Here is a 20,786-nt window from a genome sequence, read left to right as displayed (position 1 = left end):
GACCCCAAGGAGCCGCGATGCGTGTCGCCCTGTTCCTGACCTGCGTCAACGACACGCTCTATCCGGACACCGGCCGTGCCGTGGTGAAACTACTGACCAGGCTGGGCGTCGACGTCGACTTCCCGATGGGGCAGACCTGCTGCGGGCAGGCCCACTACAACACCGGATATCGGCATGAGGCGGAGCCACTGGCCCGGCAGTTCTCCGATGTCTTCCGGGACTACGAGGCGATCGTGACGCCGTCCGGGTCGTGCGGCGCGATGGTGCGGGAGCTGTATCCACGCATGGGTGAGCGGGCACGGGCGGAGGGGCGCGGGGACACGCTCGCACGCACGCTGGCGCCGGTCGTGCCGAAGACGTACGAGCTCACCGAGTTCCTGGTGGACGTGCTGGGCGTGACGGACGTGGGCGCGTACTACCCGCACACGGTGACCTACCACCCGACCTGCCACGGGCTGCGCAGCCTGGGCCTGGGAGACCGTCCCCGCCGGCTCCTGAAGGCGGTCAAGGGACTCGAACTGCGCGAACTGCCCGGCGCCGACGAGTGCTGTGGCTTCGGTGGCACCTTCGCGGTGAAGAACTCCGATGTCTCGGCGGCCATGGGGACGGACAAGGTACGCAACGCCGAGTCCACCGGAGCCGAGGTGCTGTGCGCGGCCGACAACTCCTGTCTGATGCACATCGGCGGCACGATGACCCGGATGCGGACCGGGATGCGTCCGGTCCACATCGCCGAGATCCTGGCGAGTACGGAAGAGGAGCCCCTGGGATGAGCGAGACGTTCGTCGGGATGCCTGCGTTTCCCCCACCCACCTTTCCTGCGTTCCCCAAGGCCGCACACGAGGCCGTCAACAACCCGACCCTGCGCGGCAATCTCCGCCACGCCACCCACACCATCCGCGCCAAGCGCGCCAGGGCGGTGGCCGAGGTCTCCGACTGGGCGGCGCTGCGCGAGGCGGGCAAGCAGATCAAGGACCACACGCTCCGTCATCTCGACCGCTACCTCGTGCAGTTGGAGGAGTCGGTCACACGGGCGGGCGGCACGGTCCACTGGGCGGCCGACGCCGACGAGGCCAACCGGATCGTGGCGGACCTGGTGAAGGCGACCGGCGAGAGCGAGGTCGTCAAGGTCAAGTCGATGGCCACGCAGGAGATCGGGCTGAACGAGGCCCTGGAGGCCGAGGGCATCCACGCCTACGAGACCGATCTCGCCGAGCTCATCGTGCAGTTGGGCAAGGACCGGCCCTCCCACATCCTCGTCCCGGCGATCCACCGCAACCGCGGCGAGATCCGGGACATCTTCGCCCGCGAGATGAGCGCGTGGGGCCGCCCGGCGCCCGAGGGTCTCACTGACACGCCCGCCGAACTCGCCGAGGCCGCCCGTCTCCATCTGCGCGAGAAGTTCCTGCGCGCCAAGGTCGGTATCTCCGGCGCCAACTTCATGGTCGCCGAGACCGGCACGCTGGTCGTCGTGGAGTCCGAGGGCAACGGCCGCATGTGCCTGACCCTGCCCGAGACGCTGATCTCGGTCGTCGGCATCGAGAAGATCGTGCCCACCTGGCAGGACCTGGAGGTGTTCCTCCAGACCCTCCCCCGTTCCTCGACGGCCGAGCGCATGAACCCGTACACGTCGATGTGGACGGGCCCGTCGGACGCGGAGACGGCGGACGGTCCGCGCACCTTCCATCTGGTCCTGCTGGACAACGGCCGCACCGACACCCTCGCCGACCAGGTCGGACGCCAGGCCCTGCGCTGCATCCGCTGCTCGGCGTGCCTCAACGTCTGCCCCGTGTACGAGCGGGCGGGCGGCCACGCGTACGGCTCGGTCTACCCGGGCCCGATCGGCGCCATCCTCAGCCCCCAACTCCGGGGCACGGCAAGCGAGATCGATGCCTCCCTGCCGTACGCATCGTCCCTGTGCGGCGCCTGCTACGAGGTGTGCCCGGTCGCCATCGACATCCCCGAGGTGCTGGTGCACCTGCGGGAGCGGGTCGCGCAGGGCGGCCAGGTCACCCAGCGCGGCAACAAGGTCGTCCTCAAACCGGCCAAGGGCCACGCCGCCGAGCGCGCGGCGATGCGTGCGGCCCGCTGGGCGCTCAGCCACCCCGGCGCCCTGCGCACCGGTCAGCGGCTCGCGTCCCGCACCCGCCGCCTCCACCCGCGCGCCCTGCGGGGGCCGGGGAAGGCGTGGACCGGGAGCCGCGACCTCCCCGCCGTCCCCGCGGAGCCGTTCCGCGACTGGTGGCAGCGCACACACGGCGGAAAGGACAGCGGAAAGTGAGCAGCAGGGACGCGATCCTGGGCCGCGTACGGCGCGCGCTCGCGGACGTACGACAGGACGACACTCCCCCAGTGCCTGAACGGCCTGGGAGGTACCCCCAGTACGACGAGGCCATCGACCGGAGTTATCTGCGCGAGCACGGAGACCGGAGCGTCGAGGAGACGGTGGATCTCCTCGCCGAGAACCTGGCGGACTACCGGGCGCTCGTGCACCGCTGCACGGAGGAGGAGTTGCCGGAGGTGCTCATGCGGCTCCTCGCCGAGCGGGGGTCGACGAGCGTGCTTGTCCCGCCGGAGCTGCCGCCCTCCTGGTTGAAGGCGGTGGACGCGACCCGTGTCCACGACCGCGCGGCGAGTACCCCGCATGAACTGGACCGTGTCGACAGCGTCGTGACGGGCTGCGCGGTCGCGATCGCCGAGACCGGCTCCATCGTCCTGGACGGGTCGCCCGACCAGGGCCGCCGCCGCATCACCCTCGTCCCCGACCACCACGTCTGCGTCGTACGCGTCCCCGGCCAGGTCGTCTCCTCGGTCCCGCAGGGCCTCGAACGCCTCGACCCGGCACGCCCGTTGACCTGGGTCTCCGGTCCGTCGGCGACCAGTGACATCGAGCTGGACCGCGTCGAGGGGGTGCACGGCCCACGCACCCTGGAGGTGGTGCTCGTGAGCGGTACGCCGCCCGAAGCCGAGGTCACCTCGTAGCGCCTGGTTGCCTGAGGGACCGCGGGGGGTGTCACTGGGTACACCCCCCGATACGGGTTCTGCGCCCAGTGTGGCCCCGCTCCGTTCTCCGTAGCTTCGTCGGCGAGGCACAAGGCGTGCCAGGACGGGGAGGGACGAGATGTTCCGGCGAAACAGGCGGGGCACGGTCGAAGCGGGGCCCGCCCCGGAGGCGCTCCGGCTGGTCAAGGTCAGCAGGACGTACGGCAGTGACGACAGTGCCGTGACGGCGCTGGACAGGGTGACGCTCAGTCTGGCGCGGGGCACGTTCACCGCGGTGATGGGGCCTTCGGGGTCCGGCAAGTCCACGCTGTTGCAGTGCGCGGCGGGGCTGGACCGGCCCGACCGCGGCATCGTGGTGGTCGACGGCACGGAGATGACGGGTGACGGCGAGGCCGCGCTGACCCGGTTCCGGCGGGAGCGGATCGGGTTCGTGTTCCAGCAGTACAACCTGCTGCCGACGCTGACGGTGGCCCAGAACACGATCCTGCCGCTGAAGCTCGCCGGGCGGCGGGTCGACCGCCGCCGCGTGAAGGAGGTGCTGACGGCGGTCGGTCTCGGTGACCGGCTCGGGCACCGGCCGGACCAGCTGTCCGGCGGGCAGCGGCAGCGGGTGGCTATCGCGCGGGCGCTGGTCACCGAACCGCGGGTGATCTTCGCGGACGAGCCGACGGGCGCGCTCGACACACGCAGCGCGCGCGAGGTGCTGGAGCTGCTGCGGGATGCCGTACGGACGCACGGCCGGACCGTGGTGATGGTGACGCACGACCCGGTGGCCGCCTCGTACGCGGACTCCGTGGTGTTCCTCGCCGACGGACGGCTCGCGGGCGAGATGCCGGCACCCACGGTGGACGCGGTCGCGGAGCGGCTGGCGCACCTGGGCGACGGCGTGACGGCGGGGGTGTGAGTGATGTTCGTGCTGGCGATGCGTTCGATCCGGCGGCGGCCGGGGCGCTTCATGGCGACGCTGCTGTCCGTGTTCCTGGGCGCGGCGATCATCATGACGTTCAACTCGATGCACGACACGGCCGGGCAGCGGGGCGTCGACTCCGTGAGCGCGGAGACGCTGTCCACGACGGCGGCTGTCGTCGGCGGGTACGGCACCCTGCTGGTGTTGTTCGCTGTGGCGTCCACGCTGACCGTGAACATCCGTCAACGGACCGCTGAAATGGAGCTGTTGCGATGCTCCGGGGCGACTCCGGGACAGATCAGGCGGATGGTCGTGGGTGAGTCGGTGGCGATCGCCCTGTTCGGGGCGGTCCTCGCGATCGGGCCCGCGATGCTGGGCGGGCGGCTGTTGCTGGAGATGTTCCAGGACACCGGTCAGGTCGCCGACTCGGTGTCGTACTCCTTCGGTCCCGTCGCCCTGCTGACGGGCATCGACATCACGCTGCTCGCGACGGTGGGCGCGGCCTTCCTCGCCGTGCGGCGGGCGACACGGCGCCGGCCACCGCGGGGCGGTGCGCGGACGCTGCTCGCGTACGCCGCGCTGGTCCTCGGTGCTCTGGGGGTGTGCTCCACGTTCGCGTTCTCCGCCACGGACGCCGCGCTGATGGCGCCTCCCGTGTACGGGGCGGTCCTGCTGTCGGTCGGGTTCGCGCTTCTCACGCCGCGGCTGCTGTCGGGCGTGCTCGGCCGGCTGCCGCTGACCGGGGCGAGCGGCTGGGTGGCCGTGCGGACGCTGAGGGAGCGCGCGAGTCAGCTCTCCGGTGTGCTCATGCCGTTGATCCTCTTCACCTGCTTGGCGACGGCGACGCTGTACATGCAGGCGGTCGAGAACGACGCCATCGACGCGTCCGGTGTGCCGAAGTCGGTCGACGCGAAGAACCTGGAGACCCTCAACCTCACGGTCGTCGGCATCATCGTGGTCTTCGCCTGCATCATGCTGGTCAACTCCCTGTACGCGGCGACGACGTACCGCCGCCGTGAGTTCGGCCAGCAGCGGCTGGCGGGCGCGACTCCGGGGCAGGTGCTGGGGGCGGTCGGCGTGGAGGGGCTGGTGCTGACGGCGACCGGTGTCTTCTTCGGTTCGGTGGCCGGGCTCGCCGGGATCCTGCCCTTCACGATCGTCCGTACGGACTCGGTGTGGCCGGAACAGGGCCTGGGCGTGTGGTTGGGCATCGTCGCGGTCGCGGCGGTGGCGACGCTGGGCACCAGCCTCGCCACGGCCCGGCGAACACTGCGGACGCCGGCGGTGGAGGCGGTGGCGTTGGCCGCGTGAGCTCGTGGTCCCGCACGGCAACGGGCGGCTGCTTCGGGCGGCCGCCCGAGGCGTATGCCGCGACGACGACGGCGGCGGTCGATTCCGACGGTCTCGGCCTGCTGGAGCCCGGCCTGCTCTCCGTCGCCCAGTGGCGCCCGGAGCAGGCCGATGCGCAGCCGCCGGCCGAGGTGGACAGCTTCGCCGGTGTGGCCCGCAAGCCGTAGGGCGAGCGGTCCGCGTGTGGCTGGTCAGGCCGTTGGCTCGCACTCCGCCAGAGCCTTCGCCGCCACGCCCAGGTCGGACACCAGCCCCGCGTACGCGGCCTCCCGGTCCTTGTCGGAGGCGCGCAGGATCGCCGACGGGTGCAGCGTCGCCACGACGTACGCGCCCTGCTCCTCGCCCGGCATCCGGAGCAGGGCACCGCGGTCCTTCGTGACCCGGAACGAGCTGCCCATCAGGGCCTTGCCAGCGGTCGCGCCCAGGGCCACCACGACGTCCGGACGCGTCAGGTGCAGTTCGGCCAGCAGCCAGGGGCGGCACGCGGAGATCTCGCGCAGGTCCGGCGCCTTGTGGATGCGGCGTTTGCCGCCCGGGGCCACGGTGAACTTGAAGTGCTTGACGGCGTTGGTCACGTACGCCTCGCCCCGGTCGATGCCGGCCTCCTCCAGCGCCTTGCCCAGGAGCCGCCCGGCCGGCCCGACGAAGGGTTCGCCCCGCCTGTCCTCCTGGTCCCCCGGCTGTTCGCCGACCAGCATGATGCGGGCGGACTCGGGGCCCTTGCCGAAGACGGTACGGGTGGCGTTCTCGTACAGGGGGCAGCCCTGGCAGCGCGCGGCGGCCCGCCGGTACGCGTCGAGGCCACCGCTGCGGGGCAGATACGGCCCGGCGTCGTGGGCCTGGCTGCCGCTCGTGTTCTCCCGCGTGGTCTTCGAGGGGCACATGTGCGCTCACCTCCAGCGAGTCCGAGTACCCCCTCGGGTCCCGCGAACGCGTCGGAACCGCGCCTCAAGATGCGAAGAGACGCTCACCGCAGTGCCATGGAGACAAGAGACGGCTCGCGTCACGCGGGAGGGACGATGCCCTCACAGACCCATCCGGAAGGCAGCGACCTCCCGGAGACGGCGACGGACGCCACCGCACGGATCTTTGAGCTCGAAGAAGAGGTCCACCAGCTCAAGGAGGCCGTCACCTCGCATGCCGTCGTGGACCAGGCGATCGGCATGATCGTCGCCTGGGCCCGGGTCACGCCCGACCAGGGCTGGTCGGTCCTGCGGGAGGTCTCGCAGCACACGAACATCAAGCTGCGCAACATAGCCGAGATGATCATCATCTGGGGCCGCAACGGGGAACTGCCGCCGGAGATCCGGGCCGAGCTGGAGAACACCCTCGACCGCTACGGGCCCACCCAGTTCCCGGAGGAGCAGGCCGCACCCTAGGGTCTGTGCCGGACACGTCGGAGTGGCGCCCGGGCGCCTCCGGCGTGTTTCAGCGGCTTCATCCTGGTTAGTTCGGAGCGTTGAGGCACGGTTCTGACGAACCCGTCCCGGGAGGGTTCGACAGTGAGCTCACCGTCCGGCCGCCCGGTCGAGGATTCTCGACCGGGCGGCTGGATCGACTGGGCGGCTGGGGGGGCTGGGCGGCTGGGCGGCTGGATTGAGGGCACCAGACGCTTCTCGTGGGTCACACCGGCTCGGTCAGCATCTCGTCGCGCAGGCGGGCGCAGCAGCCGCTGATCAGCCGGGAGACGTGCATCTGGGAGATGCCGAGCTGCTGTGCGATGTGGCTCTGGGTCATACCGCGGAAGAACCGCAGGTAGAGAATGGTCCGCTCCCGTTCCGGAAGCGCGCGCAGGCACGGCTTGACGGACTCGCGGTCGACGACGAGGTCGAAGCCGCCGTCCGGTCCGCCGAGGGCGTCCCCCAGCGAGAAGCCGTCGTCGCTGCCCTGGAGCTCGGCGTCCAGCGACAGCGTGCTGAAGCAGTCCAGGGCCTCCATGCCGACGAGCACGTCCTCCTCGCTCAGATGGGCGTACTCGGCGATCTCGCCGACGGTCGGACTGCGTCCCGAGACCTCCTGTGACAGGTCCTTCGATGCCGAGCGCACCCGGTTGCGCAGGTCCTGGACGCGGCGCGGCACGTGCAGGACCCACATGTGGTCCCGGAAGTGCCGCTTGATCTCGCCGGTGATGGTGGGGACGGCGTAGCTCTCGAAGGCGTTGCCCCGCACCGGATCGTAGCGGTCGACGGCCTTGACGAGGCCGAGCGCCGCCACCTGGCAGAGGTCTTCGAGGGACTCGCCGCGCCCCCGGAACCGGACGGCGATCCGCTCGGCCATGGGCAGCCACGCCTGGACGATCTCGTCACGCAACGTCTGGCGCTCCGGCCCGTCCGGCAGCGCCCGGAGCCTGTCGAACGCGTCGGCCGTGTCGGGGGCGTCGTCGTGCGGGTGTTGCCTCGTTCTCACGGTGATGCGCATGTGCGTCGCATCTCCCTCCACGAGTGACCGGGCAGTCACCATGGGAGGGCGCGCGCTCGGACCGTACGGGGAGACAATCGGGGCCTGGCGCACCAGCTCCCACGGACGTGCCTCCTATCCGAAGCACTAAACGCTCATTTCCCGCCATTCAGACCAAAGAAACAATTCGGATGGCCTGATTTCCGGTTCAGCGGGTTCGGTGGTGGCGCCGATCGCGCAGGTGACCTGCGGCCACGCGTCGGCGCCGGAACGGTGTCCGGCGCCGACGGGTCGCGTCTCAGCGGCCGGTGCTCTCGCCACTCTCACCGCTCTCGGTGATGTGGATGTGCCGGGGCTTGTCGACCTCCGCCTTGGGGACGGTGATCGAGACCACACCGTCCGACATGTCCGCCTTGATCTTCTCGGTGTCCACGTTTCCCGGGTATCCCGGCACCCGCAACCGGTACTCGAAGGCGCCGGTCCGGCGGGTGCTTCGGCGCAGGACGCCCTCGCGCTCCTTCTCCTCGATCGCTCCGGTGACGACCAGTTCCTGGCCACCGGCCTCGATGTCGACGTCCTTGCTCTTGACGCCGGGGAGTTCGATCTCGACGTGGAACGCGTCGTCGGTTTCCCGGACGTCCGCGAGGGGTGTCCACGCGACCGCTGGGGCCGTGCCGCCCACCGTGGATTCGATCAGCCCGCTCATCTGGTTGAGGAGTTCGTCGAATTCCAGCAGCGGATTGCGTGCCCACCCGACGGGACGCTCCGTCGTCGCTCCGCCACTCCGGTGGCGCCGTACGGGCAAGGTCATCGCCCATCACCTGCCCTTCTTTCCCGGGTCCGTTCCGGGATTCGTTCGTGGACGGCGGCATTCCTCGCCCACGGGACGACCCTGGTGGAGAAGTTCGGCCACCGGCTCAACCTGCCGGTGGCGACGAGGGTCTGGAAGATCATGACGGGCGGTCCCGGCTGAGGCGCTCGCGGGCTGGGGCGCTCGCGCACCACGACGACCAGGGCCGCCCTGCGCGCATCGCCGCGCTGGTCGGCCGGCCTTTTGACGACACACCATCCTTTCGGCGACTTCGTGCGGGTCGTCGGCCTAACCCTGTGACTTGGCGTAGTCCTTCGCCATGCCACCCGCGAAGTCGTAAATCACGCACTGTTCGTCACCCACGACCCAGGCGTCGTGCCCGGGCGGGACGACGAAGGCCTCGCCTGCTTCGAGCTCGGCTTCCTCACCGTCCTCCATACGGATACGCATACGTCCCTGGACGACATAGCCGTTGTGGTGGACCTGGCAGTGCTCCGTGCCCATGATCGGGGCCACGGACTCCGTCCAGCGCCAGCCGGGATCGAAGGTGGCCACGGCGAAGTCCAGTCCTGTCAGGTGGACTGCCTCCAGGTGTCCGCGCGGGAAATCGCGCCGTTCGTCGGGCTTGCCGACCATTTTCGCCTCAATCATGACGGCTCCCTGTGTTCCGGCAATTCCGCTCCCCCCAGTCCATCGTCCGTCTGTCAAGCCGGGACTGCCATCGGAGGGACAGCGGTGACGGGCTCCGCTGGTGCCGTCCCGTCCCGACCCGACCCGCTGAAGTCCACTCCCCCGGCGGTCTTCGGCGTGGGCCGCCCAGGGGAAAACACAGTTCATCAGCAACCGGGTGCCGGGCCTGGGCCCGGGCCGTGCTTACCGTGGCGGACCATGCACGAGCTGTCGATCGCCGCGCGGTCGTGGAGAGCGCCGAGGGCGTCGCCCGCGCACACGGGGCGGACGCGGTGGCGGGCGTGACGCCGCGCGTCGGCGAGCCGGCGGGGTGTGGTCCCGGACGTGCTGCGCTGCTCGTTCTCGCTCGTCGCCGAGGGCACCGCGCCGGACCGCGCCGAACTGGTCGTCGAGGAGGTACCGGCGCGGGGCCCGCTGCGACGACTGCGACACGCGTTTCGCGGTCGGTTCGCCGCCCGCGCTGTGGTGCCCGCACTGCGACACCCCGGCGGCCGAACTGCTGACCGGGCGGGAACTGGAACTGGCGGAGGTACGAATGGCAGGGAGCCCGTGATGTGCCGCAGCGTCGACGTACGGACGGCCGTGCCGGCCAGGAACGACGGTCTGGCCGCGGAACTCCGCGCCGATCTGGCCCAGCGGCGGGTGACCGCCGTCAATCTGCTCTCCAGCCCCGGCAGCGGCAAGACCGCGCTGCTGGAACTGGTCCTGCGCCGTGCCCGCGAGCGGGGACTGGCCGTCGCCGCGCTCACCGCGGGCCCGGCCACGGAGAACGACGCCCGCCGCCTCGCCCGCTCCGGAGCGCCCGTGAAGCAGGTGCTGACCGGCGGCCAGTGCCACTTGGAGGCCGCGCAGGTGTCCGGCCTCATCGACGGCTGGCTCCCGGACGGAACCCGCCTGCTGTTCGTGGAGAACGTCGGGAACCTGGTCTGTCCCGCCTCCTACGACCTGGGCGAGACGCTGCGCGTGACACTGATGTCGGTGACGGAGGGCGAGGACAGGCCGCTGAAGTACCCGACCGCCTTTGGCGCGGCCCATCTCGTGGTGCTGACGAAGACGGATCTCGCGGACGCCACCGGCTTCGACGACGCCGCCTTCGCGACGGCCGTGGAACGCGTCAATCCCGGAGTGGAGATCCTGCGCACCTCGTCCCGTGACGGGCGGGGCGTCGACATCCTGCTCGACCGCGTCCACGCCGTCGCGGACGGAGCGGCACCGCACGCCCCGCTGCTCGCGATGGATCACCTGCGCCGCCAGGGCCACGACAACAACCCCGCCGAGGCCCACGACGCTCACGGCCAGGGGCGGGTGTCCCGGGCCGCTGTCACGTGACCTCCGCGACGACGGCCCCGAGTACGGCCGCTCCGAGCACGGCCGCGCCGTCCGCGGAACGGCGGCGGGTGACCGTGCGCGGTACCGTGCAGGGCGTGGGGTTCCGGCCCTTCGTGCACCGTCTGGCCGCGGAGCTGGGCCTCGCGGGGCACGTACGCAACGGCATCGATGGCGTGGTCGCCGAGGTGGAGGGCGCCCCGGACTCGGTGGCGGAGTTCTGCCGGGCACTGGCCGAGAGGCCACCGCCGCTGGCGGACGTGCAGGAGGTGGCGTACGAGACCGTCCCGGCTCTCGGCGCGTGCGGTTTCGTCATCCACACGTCCGAGGACGGCGGCACGGGCCGGACGCTCATTCCGCCGGACACCGCGACCTGCGAGGACTGTCTGCGGGAGCTGGCGGACCCGGCGGACCGCCGCCACCGGCACCCGTTCATCACGTGCACGCACTGCGGCCCCCGCTTCACCATCTCCACCGGTGTGCCCTACGACCGGGCGACGACCACCATGTCCGTGTTCCCCCTGTGCCGGGACTGCGCCACCGAGTACGCGGACCCGGCCGACCGCCGGTTCCACGCCCAGCCGGTGGCGTGCCACGACTGCGGGCCCAGGCTGCGGCTCACCGTCCCCGGCACACGCCCCCACGAGGGCGGGCAGGCTCTCGCCGAGGCCCGGCTGCTGCTGGCGCGGGGTGCTGTGCTGGCCCTCAAGGGGCTCGGCGGCTACCACCTGGCCTGCGACGCCGCCGACGAGCGGGCCGTCGCCGCCCTGCGCACACGCAAGGAGCGCGGCGGCAAACCGTTCGCGGTCATGTGCGCCGACCTGGCGGCGGCCGAGCGGCTGGCCCACGTCGCCCCGGAGGAACAGTCGGTTCTGACGGGCCGTCGGCGCCCGATCGTGCTGCTGCGCCGTAGGGCGGAGGCCGCCGGGCTGGCGGAGGCGGCGTGCCCGGGCAGCCCGGACGTCGGGGTGATGCTCCCGTACACCCCCCTGCACCGGCTGCTGTTCGGCCTGCCGGGCGATCCTCCGGGTCCCCGGGTACTGGTGATGACCAGCGGCAACCGTGCCGGGGAGCCGATCGTCACCGACGACGCCGAGGCGCTGGAGCGGCTCGCCGGGATCGCTGACGCCTGGCTGTGGCACGACCAGGTCATCGAGGCGCCCTGCGACGACTCCGTGGTGCGTGTCCGGGCCGACGGGGGCGGCGAGGTCGTACTGCGCCGGTCACGCGGCCATGTCCCGGAGCCGGTCGCGCTGCCGGTGCCCGTCGCCCCGGCGCTGGCCGTGGGCGGTGATCTGAAGAACGCCCTGTGTCTCGGGGCGGACGGCGTCGCCTGGTTCTCCCCGCACATCGGCGACCTGGCCGACCTGACCGCCGTACGGACCTTCGAGCGGGCCGAGGGCCGCCTGCGGGCGCTGACCGGGGTCACCCCGGAGCTGCTGGCGGCCGACCGGCATCCGGGGTACCACTCGTCCCGCTGGGCGCGGCGTACGGCGGAGGCGCGCGGCATCGACCTGCACCCGGTGCAGCATCACCACGCCCACATCGCGTCCGTGATGGCCGAGCACGGTCTGGACGGCGGTGCGCGGGTCATCGGCGTCGCCTTCGACGGCACGGGGTACGGCGACGACGGGGCGATCTGGGGCGGTGAGGTGCTGATCGCCGGCTACGACGGCTACCGCCGCTTCGCCCGGCTGCCGTACGCGCAGCTGCCCGGCGGTGACGCGGGCGTGGCCGATCCGTGCCGTGTGGCGCTGGCGCGGCTACGGGCCGCCTGCCTGCCCTGGGACGCGGACATGCCCTGCGTCGCCGCCTGCACGCCCGCCGAACTACGTCTGCTGGAACGGCAGTTGGACCTCGGCATCGGTTGCGTGCCGACCTCCAGCATGGGCCGGCTCTTCGATGTGGTCGCCTCCCTGGCCGGGGTCTGCCACCGCGCACGCTACGAGGCGCAGGCCACGATCGAGTTGGAGGCGGCGGCGGTCCTCGCCTGGCCGGAGAAGACCGGGGCGTACCGCTTCGCCGGCGGCCTGGACCCCGGGCCGGTACTGGCCGCGATCGTGGCCGACCTGCGGCACGGGGTGCCCGTTCCTGTGATCGCCGCCCGCTTCCACCGCGCGGTCGCGGCGGCGGTGGCGAAGGTCTGCCGGGCCGCCCGCCGGGAGACGGGAGCTGCCGTGGCCGCGCTGTCGGGCGGAGTGTTCGCCAACGCGCTGCTCGACTCCGCCTGCGCAGCGCTGCTGGCGGAGGACGGTTTCACGGTGCTCCGCCACCGGCGGGTGCCGCCGGGCGACGGCGGTCTCGCGCTCGGCCAGTTGGTCGCCGCAGCTCACGGGGACGACACGTAGGACGCTGAAGAAAGGCGATGAAGAAGGACGCTGAAGTAAAACGCCGGCGACGGCGGGACGCCGGGTGGGGGTGGGTGTCGTCGGAGCGACGCCCACCCCCGTGGACGGTCAACTGCACTTACGTCCGGTGTTGATGCACTGGGTCATCTTCTTCATCAGCCGCTCGTCGAAGACGTTGATGAAGTCGTCGTGGTCGGTGACCGGCTTGTGGGCCTGCTCGGGGAAGCCGTCCACGGCGAAGAACGGCCGGGTCTTTCCGTTGTCCTTCAGGCTGGGCGCGTCCACGTCGTAGACCAGACGGTGCACCAGTTGCGGAATGGCCTTGAAGCCGCTCGGGCACTTGCCGCTCGCGTCGGCGAAGGCAACGTGCGTACGGTGGTTGGCGCTGTCGATGTTGCTGCCGTCCCAGCAGCTCTGGTACTTGAACGTACGCACCACGTCGCTGCCCGACGGGCAGAGGGGGTACTTGTCCTTCAGCTGCACCTTGTTCTCGAAGCCGGTGCAGCTCCAGGAGGCGTTGGCGTTGGCCGTGCCGTTGGTGAACGCCTTGGCGTCACCGGTGATGATGCGCAGGAACTTCGGCATCGCCACCACCTTGCCGCGGGGGCTGCCGACGAAGGTCAGGGTGGACTGCTTGGCCGTCAGGATCTTGCCGATGTTGCCCTCGGCGCCGCCGCCCTGCTGGTCCGCGTCGAACTCCTTGCTGCCGTCCTGCAGACGCAGCACCGGCCAGTAGTAGGAGGACTTGTCGCTGCGGTTCTGGCAACTGGTCTTGGCCTTGGCGAAGTCCTGGTCGGTCGCGAAGGCGTCGTTGGACTGGTTGCCGACGTAGTCGTGCGTGTGGTGTGCGCCGTTGGTGACACCGGGCGCGACGATGACGTTGTCGGTGTTGTACAGCTTGTTGGCGTTCACGCCGCACTTGGTGACGAACGTGCCCCTCGAAGCCTTCCCCGACTTGCGCTGTGCGCTCACATTGGGGCGAACCTTCTTGATGTCCACGTAGTCGGCGGCGACGGGGCCGCCGACGGCCGGCTGTCCGGCATTGCCGTTGCCGCCACCCTGGTTGCCACCCTGGTTGTTGTTGCCGCCTTGGTTGTTGCCCTGACCGGCATTGGTCTGGTTGCCACCGGTGGACAGCAGCTTGCAGGCGGCCAGAGCCTCAAGGCCCTGCGGCTTGGCGGCCGAGCGGCCGATGGCGATGACGATCCGGTCGATCGTGGCCGCCCGCTTGTCCTTCAGCGGACTCACGATCGCGTTCTGTGCGAAGTCGGCGTCCTGCTGAATCGCCCGCTGGGAAGTGGCAAGACGCTGGTAGGCCTCGGATATCTGCTTGTCGAGGAGCGCCAGTTCCTTGTCCACCTGAGACCGCGCCTGGTCGGGAACCGCCTTCAACTGCTGGCCGACGTCGGGGCAGTCGATGGTGGAGGTCGCCGTCGCCGCCAACTGATTCTGGGCGGAACGCTGCGCCGTGTTGGTCTCACCGGCTGAGGCGTAGATGTTGGCCGCCACGATTCCACCGGCTCCCATGGCCAGTGCTGCCACCGCGCCCACCGCTCGAACGGTGGTCTTCGATCTCTTTCGCGTGTTGCGTCTCATCAGGCCTCTCTGAAACTTCCTCTGAGCCGGCGATTACGTCCGGTGTGTGTGAAGCTCCCTTGGATACGGATCTGAGTGCCGATTGTTCAGCGAATTCTCAGATTCATGGTTTCCTCCATGCACGAAACCGGCATTGAGCCCCGAATCCGGCGCGAGGCGGCAGAGTCGGACCATCAGGGCATGACCCTCCCCCCACCCTGACCATCGCGGGGGTCAGCCCTCAGCGGCGAAAAGGATTCCGGGTACACCTATTTCAAGCCATCAGCGCAGTACAGAGCAGGTGACTCGCGTCACGACCAGAACGACCACAACACACACTATGAGCTCTGATGGCTGAAGGATTTACCCGCCTGACCTGGGTCTCTAACCTCCCGGCAACAGCTGCCAGAGGGCACGTGTTCAAAGGAGAACCATGGCCAGATCCAGCCACCTCGGCTCACGACACTTCGCCGCCTCGGGCGCCGCCCCCGGGCTCGCTCACCCCGGCCGTCTCCGGTCCGCGACCGCGATCGGCGTGGTTCTCGCACTCGGACTGCTGACCGCCTGCGGGGGCAGCGACAAGCCCGCGGTGGCGGAGAACAAGATCAACGCGGGGAAGGTGCCCGTCTACTACCCCAAGGACTACAACAACCTGATCGCGGAGGCGAAGAAGGAGGGCGGCAAGCTCACCGTCTACTCCAACCTCGGCGACGAGAACATGGCCCCCATCGTCCGGGACTTCAAGAAGAAGTACGACTTCATCAAGACCGTCTCGGTCAACGAGCTCGACAGCGACGAGCTGTTCCAGAAGGTCCTCTCGGAGAACGCGGCCGGCAGTTCGCCCGCTGACGTGATGATCTCCAGCGCGGCGAGCGCCTGGGCGAACTTCGCTCAGCGCAAGGACGCGGTGCTGGAGTACAAGACCCCGGAGCTTGCCGCACTCGGCGACGAAGCCCAACTCCTGCCCAGCGTCTACTCGTTGTCGCAGGACCCGATGACGATCGCCTACAACACCAGCCTGATGGAGAAGCCGCCGACCGGCATGGCCGACCTGGCCAGGATCGTGAGTGCCGACGAGGGCAAGTTCAAGAACAAGGTGACGGTCCGCGACCCGGAGGGCTCGTTCGGCTTCTCGGTGACCCGCGCCCTGACCGAGGGCAACCCCGGAGCGTGGGACGCGCTGAAGACGATCCTCCCGCTGACCCGCCCGGAGACCTCCTCCGGGACGCAGCTGGAGAAGATCGTCTCCGGTGAGTACACGGCCGGCTTCCTGATCAGCGCCTCCCCCGCGTACCCGGTCGTCGACGACAGCGCCGGGCTGGTGAAGATCGTCTTCCCCGAGGACGGCACCGTGGTCCTCCCCCGTGGCATGGGCATCTCCTCCGAGGCACCGCACCCGGCGACCTCGAAGCTGTTCATGGACTTCGCGCTCTCCACGGAGGGCCAGCGCGCGGTCGCCGAGGGTGGACTGGCCTCGTACCGCGAGGGCGTCAAGGGCCGGGGCCTGCACACCTACCAGGAGGTCGTGGACAAGGTCGGCGAGGACAAGATCATCCACGTCGACTACTCCGCTGTCGCGAAGAACGACGCCGACGCCTGGCTCGAACGCTTCAACAGCCTCCTCAAGAAGTAGGCATCCTCGGGACGATCGGAGTCAGAGCAGATGTCAACCCTCACCCCACCGGTCCGCACGTCGGCCGACGAGCACCAAGAGACGTTCAAACCGCCGCGTTACCGCCGCCCCCTCGGCATCGGACGGGACCAGGTCGTCCAGTACGCGGTCCTCGCGTTCCTCGCCGTCCTCGTACTGGCCCCGATCGTCCCGACCCTCTACCAGAGCGTGCGCAACCGCCCGCTCTACGAAGCCGGAGGAGCCTTCACGGTCCGCGGCTATGTCGACCTGTTCACGGACGCGGGCTTCGGCGAAGTGGCGCTCAACACGCTGCTGTTCGCCGGTCTGACCACGCTGCTGAGCCTGGCCATCGCCATCCCGATGGCGATCGTGGTGGTCCGTACGAAGCTGCCCGGCGGCCGGCTGATCGCGCTGGCGATGCAGTGGCCGTTCTTCATCTCCTCGCTGATCCTGGGCTTCGGCTGGATCATCATGTACGGCCCGGCCGGGTTCGTCAGCATCAAGGTCCAGCAGGTCTTCGGCGGCGTGCCGTGGAACCTGTACTCGATTCCCGGGATGGCCCTCACGGAGGCCGTGGCGCTCGCGCCCATCGCCTATGTGTTCTGCGCCAACGCGCTGCGGCAGTCCGACGCGTCCCTGGAGTCCGCGGCGCAGGTCTGTGGTGCCGGGCCGCTCAGGATCCTGGGGCAGGTGGTCGTCCCGATGCTGCGGCCGCCCATCGTCTACAGCGCCATCCTGGTGTTCTCCGTCTCCATCGAGACCCTGAGCGTGCCGCTGCTGTACGGCCAGCCGGTGAAGATCGACGTGTTCTCGACGTTCCTGTACCACAACGGCCTGCAGTCGGTGGACCCCGACTACACGATGCTGGGCGCCGCCTCGACGATCATCCTGCTCGTCACGCTGACCCTGGTGGCCGTACAGGCCAAGCTGCTCAAGGACGCCGCACGGTTCGTCTCCGTGCGCGGCAAGGTGACCCGCCCCCGCAAGCTCGACCTGGGCTGGCTGAAGTGGGTGAGCATCGCGTTCATCTGGCTCTACGTCATCGTCGGTGCCCTGGTCCCGATCCTCGGCCTGGTGCTCCGCTCGTTCACGCTGGTCTTCACCCCGCTCCAGTCGCCGCTGAAGACGATCACCACGCAGAACTACGAGATCGTGTTCGACTCGGACAACTACGTCCAGTCCCTCTGGAACAGCCTCATCGTGGCCGGCGTCGGCTCGGTGCTGGTCAGTGCCCTCGCGGTGGTCGCGGTGATGGTCGCCCGCCGCTCCACCTTCCGCTTCGGCCGGGCCGTCGAGTACCTCGCGCTGATCCCGCAGTCGCTGCCCGGCATCATCATCGGTATCGGTTTCTTCTGGGCCTTCGCCCTCGCCCCGTTCGGTATGGGCTCGGTGCTGCAGGGCACGGTCTACGCCGTCATCATCGCCTTCGGCATGCGCGCCCTGCCCAGTGCGTTCGGCTCGGTCGCCCCGGCAGTCATGCAGATCGGCGGCGAGCTCGACAACGCGGCCCGGGTGTCCGGCGCCGACTGGCTGATGACGTTCTTCCGGGTCCTGCGGGCCCTCGTCACCCCCGCGTTCGCCGGAGCCCTCGTGCTCACCTTCGTGATCATGCTCAAGGAGTACTCGCCGGCCGTGTTCCTGAGCTCCGCGGACAACAACATCCTGGGCACCACCATGCTCAGCCTCTGGACCCAGGGCCGGGCCGGATCCGTCGCCGCACTGGCAACCCTCCAGATCGCCATCACCGCGGTCTTCGTCGCACTCGCAGGACTGCTCATGAAGGGAAAGCACCATGCCTGAGGTGACCGTGAAGAACCTGGCCAAGACGTTCGGGGACAACTCCGTCCTCCGCGACGTCACCTTCACCATCAAGGACGGCGAGTTCTTCACCCTCCTGGGAGCCAGCGGCTGCGGCAAGTCCACCACGCTCAACTGCATCGCCGGTCTGGAACAGCCCACCGAGGGCTCCATCACCGTCGGAGGAAGACCCTTCGTCGACGCCTCGGCCGGGGTGTTCCTGCCCCCTGAAGAGCGCAACCTCGGCATGGTGTTCCAGTCCTACGCGCTCTGGCCGCACATGACCATCGCGAAGAACCTCGCCCTGCCCCTCAACATCCGCAAGGTCCCCAAGGAGAAGCAGAGGACCCTCATCCACGACGCGCTCGACAAGGTCGGTCTCGCCGACCTGAGCGGCCGCTACCCGCACCAGTTGTCCGGAGGCCAGCAGCAGCGGGTCGCGCTCGCCCGTGCCCTGGTCTACTCCCCGACGGTGCTGCTGCTCGACGAGCCGCTGTCCAACCTCGACGCCAAACTCCGGGAGCAGGCGCGCGCCTGGCTGAAGCGGCTGCAGGAGGAGCTGGGCATCACCACCGTCTACGTCACACACGACCAGGAGGAGGCCCTCGCCCTCAGCGACCGCATCGCGGTCATGGAGGGCGGCAACATGATCCAGATCGGCACGCCGCACGAGATCTACGAGCGGCCCGCCGCCCCGGAGGTGGCCGCCTTCGTGGGCCGCTGCAACTTCCTCACCGGCCGGGTGATCGGACAGGAGGGCACGCGGTACCGGATCCTCCTCGACTGCAGCGACGACGTGGTGCAGGTCGACAGCGACGAGCGCGTCCCGGCCGGCCACTCCGTCACCGTGGCGATCCGGCCCGAGCGGCTTGAGGTCGTCCCGCAGTCCGGTACGCCGTCCCATGTCAACCAGTTGAGGACCGAGGTCCTCACCAGCTCCTACGTCGGCTCCCGCTACGAGTACGACGTCCGCCTCGGCGACCAGGCCGTGCAGGTCCTCAGCGGCAACGGCGGCCTGGCGGGCGAAGTGGTGCTCGTCTTCGACCCGGCTCAGGCGCTCCTGTACCAGGACAAGGTCGAACTCCCCGAGGAACAGCGCGACCTGCTGACCGTCACCTCGTGACCTGGTCGGTGTAGGACACAGCCACGACACGCCGGGGCCCGGAGAGTCCGTCATGACTCTCCGGGCCCCGGCGTACGGCGTTCCCACGGCGTCCCGCTGCTGCTCGGGAGCCCTCGTCCGGCACCGGTCCCTCTGGCCCGGCCCGGCCCGGCGTGCGGCGATCTCTGTCGGTGCTCGGTCGTAGCGAGAGGTGCGAACGGGTCCCGATCCGCCCGGAGAAGAAACTCGTCCGGGCCCAGCTCTCCTGGCTCGACCGCCGGATCCGGCTCGACCCGGCGCGCGCGGCACGACTCCTGGCCGATGTCGCGCCGGCCTTCGCGGAGCCGTGGTGGACACCGGACCGCTCCGGAGTGGTCCTCGACCCGCCGCTGCCGCCGGCCGCCGCGGCCCTGGTCGGGCCGTACCGGGGGCAGGAAGACCTCCTTCGGAAAGCCGACCGCACCACTTCTGGGTGGCGCAACTGCCGCACTACCGCGAGGAGATGCCGGCACGTGACTACTTCGGAGAGGGCTGTTCGGGGGGCCGCGTGTACCGCGGCCTGTACCGGCGCCCCTGCCACCGTGTGGTCCGTACTCGACGCCGCCCTGCCGGGCCTGCTGCGCGACCTGTTGTGCTGAGAGGGCCTGTCCCGACGACAAGCCCATGGCGAAGCCGAGTTCACCGCGCGCGCCGGCAACCGCGGGCGCGTGCAGTGCGCGAGGGGAGGGAGAAAGCGGGGACCGAACGCCGACTACGGTGGCTGCGTTGCCGTGTGAGTCCCGGAAATCGCCGGGACCGGGAGTTTCAGGAGGCCGAACTGTGGGACTGTGGTGGGGCAAGGCGCTGGACGCCGCCCGGATCGACGGGGCGGGGTTGCGCGCCGACTACACACGGCAGCGCCGGATCGTCGCGCGCTACCGCCCCAGCGCCTATCTGGCCACCCGCCTCCTGGTGCGCCCCGAGCAGCTCCCGCATCTCCTGGCCGTCACCGCTTTCATGCACCTCTCCGACAATCTCCTCGACAGCGGCCCGCGAGCCGAACGCGCCGCCGCCTTCGCGCGCTGGGCGACACAGGTCCGCGAGGGAATGGCCGGCGGTACCGTCGAGCACCCCGATCTCCGGGCCCTGGTGCACACCATGAGCGTCCACCCCCCGTTGCGCACCTATGTGACGGACTTCCTCGCCGCCGCCCCCGCCGACCTCGACTTCGCGGGCTTCGCCACCGAGGCGGACTACCAGTCATACATCGACGCCTACGTTCTTCCCGCGTTCCTGCTGATCGCCGGCCTCCTGACGGGTGAGGACACCCCGGCCGGCTACCGCGAGGCCTGCCGTACGTACATCGACGGCAGCCAGCGCCTCGACTTCGCCAACGACATCGCTGAGGATCTCGCAGAGGGCCGCCTCAACCTCCCCCAGGAGACCCTGGACGCGTTCGCGGTCACCCGCGCCGACCTCGAATCCGCCCATGACACCCCCGGCACCCGCGCCCTGCTGGCCCACGTCCTCGGTCAGGCGCGCGAGTCGCTGGCCGCCGGGCGGCCCCTGGCCGACCTCGTACCGCCCGATGGCCGCCCGCTGTTCCGCGCCATGATCGGCGTCGAGGACCTGACGGCCGAGGCGGCGCTGGCCAAGGGCGCGGCGCTGCTGCGGGGTCCCGCCCGGCCACCGCTCCCCAGCACTCTGAAGCTGCTCTTCAGGGAGCGTGCTCGGGCGAAGCGGAGTGCGGTGAAGACCGAGAACGAGACCGGGACAGAGAACGAGACCGAGACCGAGTCCGGGACCGGGACCGAGACCGGGACAGTCGGAAGTCGTGGCGGCGCGAGGCCCTGAGATCTCAAGGCTCT

At 70.1% G+C, this 20,786-nt stretch carries 19 protein-coding genes; 14 read left to right on the top strand and 5 right to left on the bottom strand.

What is annotated here, in order from left to right; translation table 11 throughout:
* The first annotated feature begins 17 nt into the window (after positions 1–17).
* From E0500_RS26100 to E0500_RS45065, 6 genes are all read left to right on the top strand, one after another.
* Positions 18–773: a (Fe-S)-binding protein gene (locus E0500_RS26100; RefSeq protein ID WP_131561761.1), complete on the top strand. Its 756-nt coding sequence runs from the start codon at positions 18–20 to the stop codon at positions 771–773.
* A complete protein-coding gene (locus E0500_RS26095; protein ID WP_131561762.1) occupies positions 770–2,281 on the top strand; it encodes a LutB/LldF family L-lactate oxidation iron-sulfur protein in 1,512 nt (503 codons plus the stop codon). The genes E0500_RS26100 and E0500_RS26095 overlap by 4 nt, the downstream gene beginning before the upstream one ends.
* Positions 2,278–2,982 carry a lactate utilization protein C gene (locus E0500_RS26090; RefSeq protein ID WP_131561764.1) on the top strand — a complete coding sequence of 235 codons (705 nt, stop codon included), beginning with the start codon at positions 2,278–2,280 and terminating at the stop codon, positions 2,980–2,982. Before E0500_RS26095 ends, E0500_RS26090 begins: the two co-directional genes overlap by 4 nt.
* 139 nt (positions 2,983–3,121) lie before the next feature.
* On the top strand, positions 3,122–3,907 hold the full coding sequence (locus E0500_RS26085) for an ABC transporter ATP-binding protein (protein WP_131561766.1): 786 nt from the start codon (positions 3,122–3,124) through the stop codon (positions 3,905–3,907).
* A 3-nt stretch (positions 3,908–3,910) separates the two neighbouring features.
* Positions 3,911–5,221 carry an FtsX-like permease family protein gene (locus E0500_RS26080; protein ID WP_131561767.1) on the top strand — a complete coding sequence of 437 codons (1,311 nt, stop codon included), beginning with the start codon at positions 3,911–3,913 and terminating at the stop codon, positions 5,219–5,221.
* Positions 5,218–5,427, top strand: a complete 210-nt coding sequence (locus tag E0500_RS45065) for an SAM-dependent methyltransferase (RefSeq protein ID WP_309505145.1) — start codon at positions 5,218–5,220, stop codon at positions 5,425–5,427. Before E0500_RS26080 ends, E0500_RS45065 begins: the two co-directional genes overlap by 4 nt.
* 24 nt (positions 5,428–5,451) lie before the next feature.
* On the opposite strand, the gene E0500_RS26070 is transcribed toward E0500_RS45065, so the two are convergent.
* The gene (locus tag E0500_RS26070; RefSeq protein ID WP_131561771.1) at positions 5,452–6,144 is read right to left on the bottom strand and encodes a UdgX family uracil-DNA binding protein; all 693 of its coding nucleotides are present in this window, start codon (positions 6,142–6,144) and stop codon (positions 5,452–5,454) included.
* A gap of 135 nt (positions 6,145–6,279) precedes the next feature.
* Between E0500_RS26070 and E0500_RS26065 the strand changes: the two genes are divergently transcribed.
* On the top strand, positions 6,280–6,639 hold the full coding sequence (locus E0500_RS26065) for an ANTAR domain-containing protein (protein ID WP_131561773.1): 360 nt from the start codon (positions 6,280–6,282) through the stop codon (positions 6,637–6,639).
* Positions 6,640–6,883: 244 nt separating this feature from the next.
* On the opposite strand, the gene E0500_RS26060 is transcribed toward E0500_RS26065, so the two are convergent.
* The 3 genes from E0500_RS26060 to E0500_RS26050 form a co-directional block, all read right to left on the bottom strand.
* On the bottom strand, positions 6,884–7,678 hold the full coding sequence (locus E0500_RS26060; RefSeq protein WP_131561775.1) for an RNA polymerase sigma factor SigF: 795 nt from the start codon (positions 7,676–7,678) through the stop codon (positions 6,884–6,886).
* A gap of 277 nt (positions 7,679–7,955) precedes the next feature.
* Positions 7,956–8,468 carry an Hsp20/alpha crystallin family protein gene (locus tag E0500_RS26055; RefSeq protein ID WP_131561776.1) on the bottom strand — a complete coding sequence of 171 codons (513 nt, stop codon included), beginning with the start codon at positions 8,466–8,468 and terminating at the stop codon, positions 7,956–7,958.
* Between the two features lie 288 nt (positions 8,469–8,756).
* Positions 8,757–9,119 carry a cupin domain-containing protein gene (locus E0500_RS26050; RefSeq protein ID WP_131561778.1) on the bottom strand — a complete coding sequence of 121 codons (363 nt, stop codon included), beginning with the start codon at positions 9,117–9,119 and terminating at the stop codon, positions 8,757–8,759.
* Between the two features lie 591 nt (positions 9,120–9,710).
* On the opposite strand from E0500_RS26050, the gene hypB reads away from it, so the two are divergent.
* Positions 9,711–10,487 carry a hydrogenase nickel incorporation protein HypB gene (hypB, locus tag E0500_RS26045; RefSeq protein ID WP_131561780.1) on the top strand — a complete coding sequence of 259 codons (777 nt, stop codon included), beginning with the start codon at positions 9,711–9,713 and terminating at the stop codon, positions 10,485–10,487.
* Entirely contained in the window at positions 10,484–12,832 is a 2,349-nt protein-coding gene (gene hypF / locus E0500_RS26040; protein WP_131561782.1) for a carbamoyltransferase HypF, read from the top strand. Before hypB ends, hypF begins: the two co-directional genes overlap by 4 nt.
* Positions 12,833–12,940: 108 nt before the next feature.
* Here the strand turns inward: hypF and E0500_RS26035 are convergent, their stop codons facing one another.
* Positions 12,941–14,428, bottom strand: coding sequence for a DUF1996 domain-containing protein (locus E0500_RS26035; RefSeq protein ID WP_131561784.1), 1,488 nt, complete (start codon positions 14,426–14,428; stop codon positions 12,941–12,943).
* Positions 14,429–14,840: 412 nt separating this feature from the next.
* On the opposite strand from E0500_RS26035, the gene E0500_RS26030 reads away from it, so the two are divergent.
* The 5 genes from E0500_RS26030 (at position 14,841) to E0500_RS26010 (ending at position 20,772) form a co-directional block, all read left to right on the top strand.
* A complete protein-coding gene (locus E0500_RS26030; protein ID WP_131568756.1) occupies positions 14,841–16,040 on the top strand; it encodes an ABC transporter substrate-binding protein in 1,200 nt (399 codons plus the stop codon).
* A 30-nt stretch (positions 16,041–16,070) separates the two neighbouring features.
* Positions 16,071–17,840 (top strand): iron ABC transporter permease, encoded by a 1,770-nt coding sequence (locus tag E0500_RS26025; RefSeq protein WP_131568758.1) that lies wholly within the window; start codon positions 16,071–16,073, stop codon positions 17,838–17,840.
* A complete protein-coding gene (locus E0500_RS26020) occupies positions 17,833–18,960 on the top strand; it encodes an ABC transporter ATP-binding protein (RefSeq protein WP_131568760.1) in 1,128 nt (375 codons plus the stop codon). The genes E0500_RS26025 and E0500_RS26020 overlap by 8 nt, the downstream gene beginning before the upstream one ends.
* Positions 18,961–19,130: 170 nt before the next feature.
* The gene (locus E0500_RS26015) at positions 19,131–19,577 is read left to right on the top strand and encodes a hypothetical protein (RefSeq protein ID WP_131568762.1); all 447 of its coding nucleotides are present in this window, start codon (positions 19,131–19,133) and stop codon (positions 19,575–19,577) included.
* A gap of 181 nt (positions 19,578–19,758) precedes the next feature.
* The gene (locus tag E0500_RS26010) at positions 19,759–20,772 is read left to right on the top strand and encodes a squalene/phytoene synthase family protein (protein WP_309505144.1); all 1,014 of its coding nucleotides are present in this window, start codon (positions 19,759–19,761) and stop codon (positions 20,770–20,772) included.
* Positions 20,773–20,786 lie beyond the last annotated feature (14 nt).

Source organism: Streptomyces sp. KM273126, assembly GCF_004337435.2.
Taxonomy (GTDB): Bacteria; Actinomycetota; Actinomycetes; order Streptomycetales; family Streptomycetaceae; genus Streptomyces; species Streptomyces acidicola.
Note: the sequence above shows the minus strand (reverse complement) of the source record. Positions and strands in the feature narration are given on the sequence as shown.

Excerpts from the sequence above, each read along its gene's own strand:
- E0500_RS26100 (WP_131561761.1), top strand. The coding sequence starts at position 18 with ATGCGTGTCGCCCTGTTCCTGACCTGCGTCAACGACACGCTCTATCCG.
- E0500_RS26095 (WP_131561762.1), top strand. The coding sequence starts at position 770 with ATGAGCGAGACGTTCGTCGGGATGCCTGCGTTTCCCCCACCCACCTTT.
- E0500_RS26085 (WP_131561766.1), top strand. The coding sequence starts at position 3,122 with ATGTTCCGGCGAAACAGGCGGGGCACGGTCGAAGCGGGGCCCGCCCCG.
- E0500_RS26080 (WP_131561767.1), top strand. The coding sequence starts at position 3,911 with ATGTTCGTGCTGGCGATGCGTTCGATCCGGCGGCGGCCGGGGCGCTTC.
- E0500_RS26070 (WP_131561771.1), bottom strand. The coding sequence starts at position 6,144 with ATGTGCCCCTCGAAGACCACGCGGGAGAACACGAGCGGCAGCCAGGCC.
- E0500_RS26065 (WP_131561773.1), top strand. The coding sequence starts at position 6,280 with ATGCCCTCACAGACCCATCCGGAAGGCAGCGACCTCCCGGAGACGGCG.
- E0500_RS26060 (WP_131561775.1), bottom strand. The coding sequence starts at position 7,678 with ATGCGCATCACCGTGAGAACGAGGCAACACCCGCACGACGACGCCCCC.
- E0500_RS26055 (WP_131561776.1), bottom strand. The coding sequence starts at position 8,468 with ATGACCTTGCCCGTACGGCGCCACCGGAGTGGCGGAGCGACGACGGAG.
- E0500_RS26050 (WP_131561778.1), bottom strand. The coding sequence starts at position 9,119 with ATGATTGAGGCGAAAATGGTCGGCAAGCCCGACGAACGGCGCGATTTC.
- hypB (WP_131561780.1), top strand. The coding sequence starts at position 9,711 with ATGTGCCGCAGCGTCGACGTACGGACGGCCGTGCCGGCCAGGAACGAC.
- E0500_RS26035 (WP_131561784.1), bottom strand. The coding sequence starts at position 14,428 with ATGAGACGCAACACGCGAAAGAGATCGAAGACCACCGTTCGAGCGGTG.
- E0500_RS26030 (WP_131568756.1), top strand. The coding sequence starts at position 14,841 with ATGGCCAGATCCAGCCACCTCGGCTCACGACACTTCGCCGCCTCGGGC.
- E0500_RS26025 (WP_131568758.1), top strand. The coding sequence starts at position 16,071 with ATGTCAACCCTCACCCCACCGGTCCGCACGTCGGCCGACGAGCACCAA.
- E0500_RS26020 (WP_131568760.1), top strand. The coding sequence starts at position 17,833 with ATGCCTGAGGTGACCGTGAAGAACCTGGCCAAGACGTTCGGGGACAAC.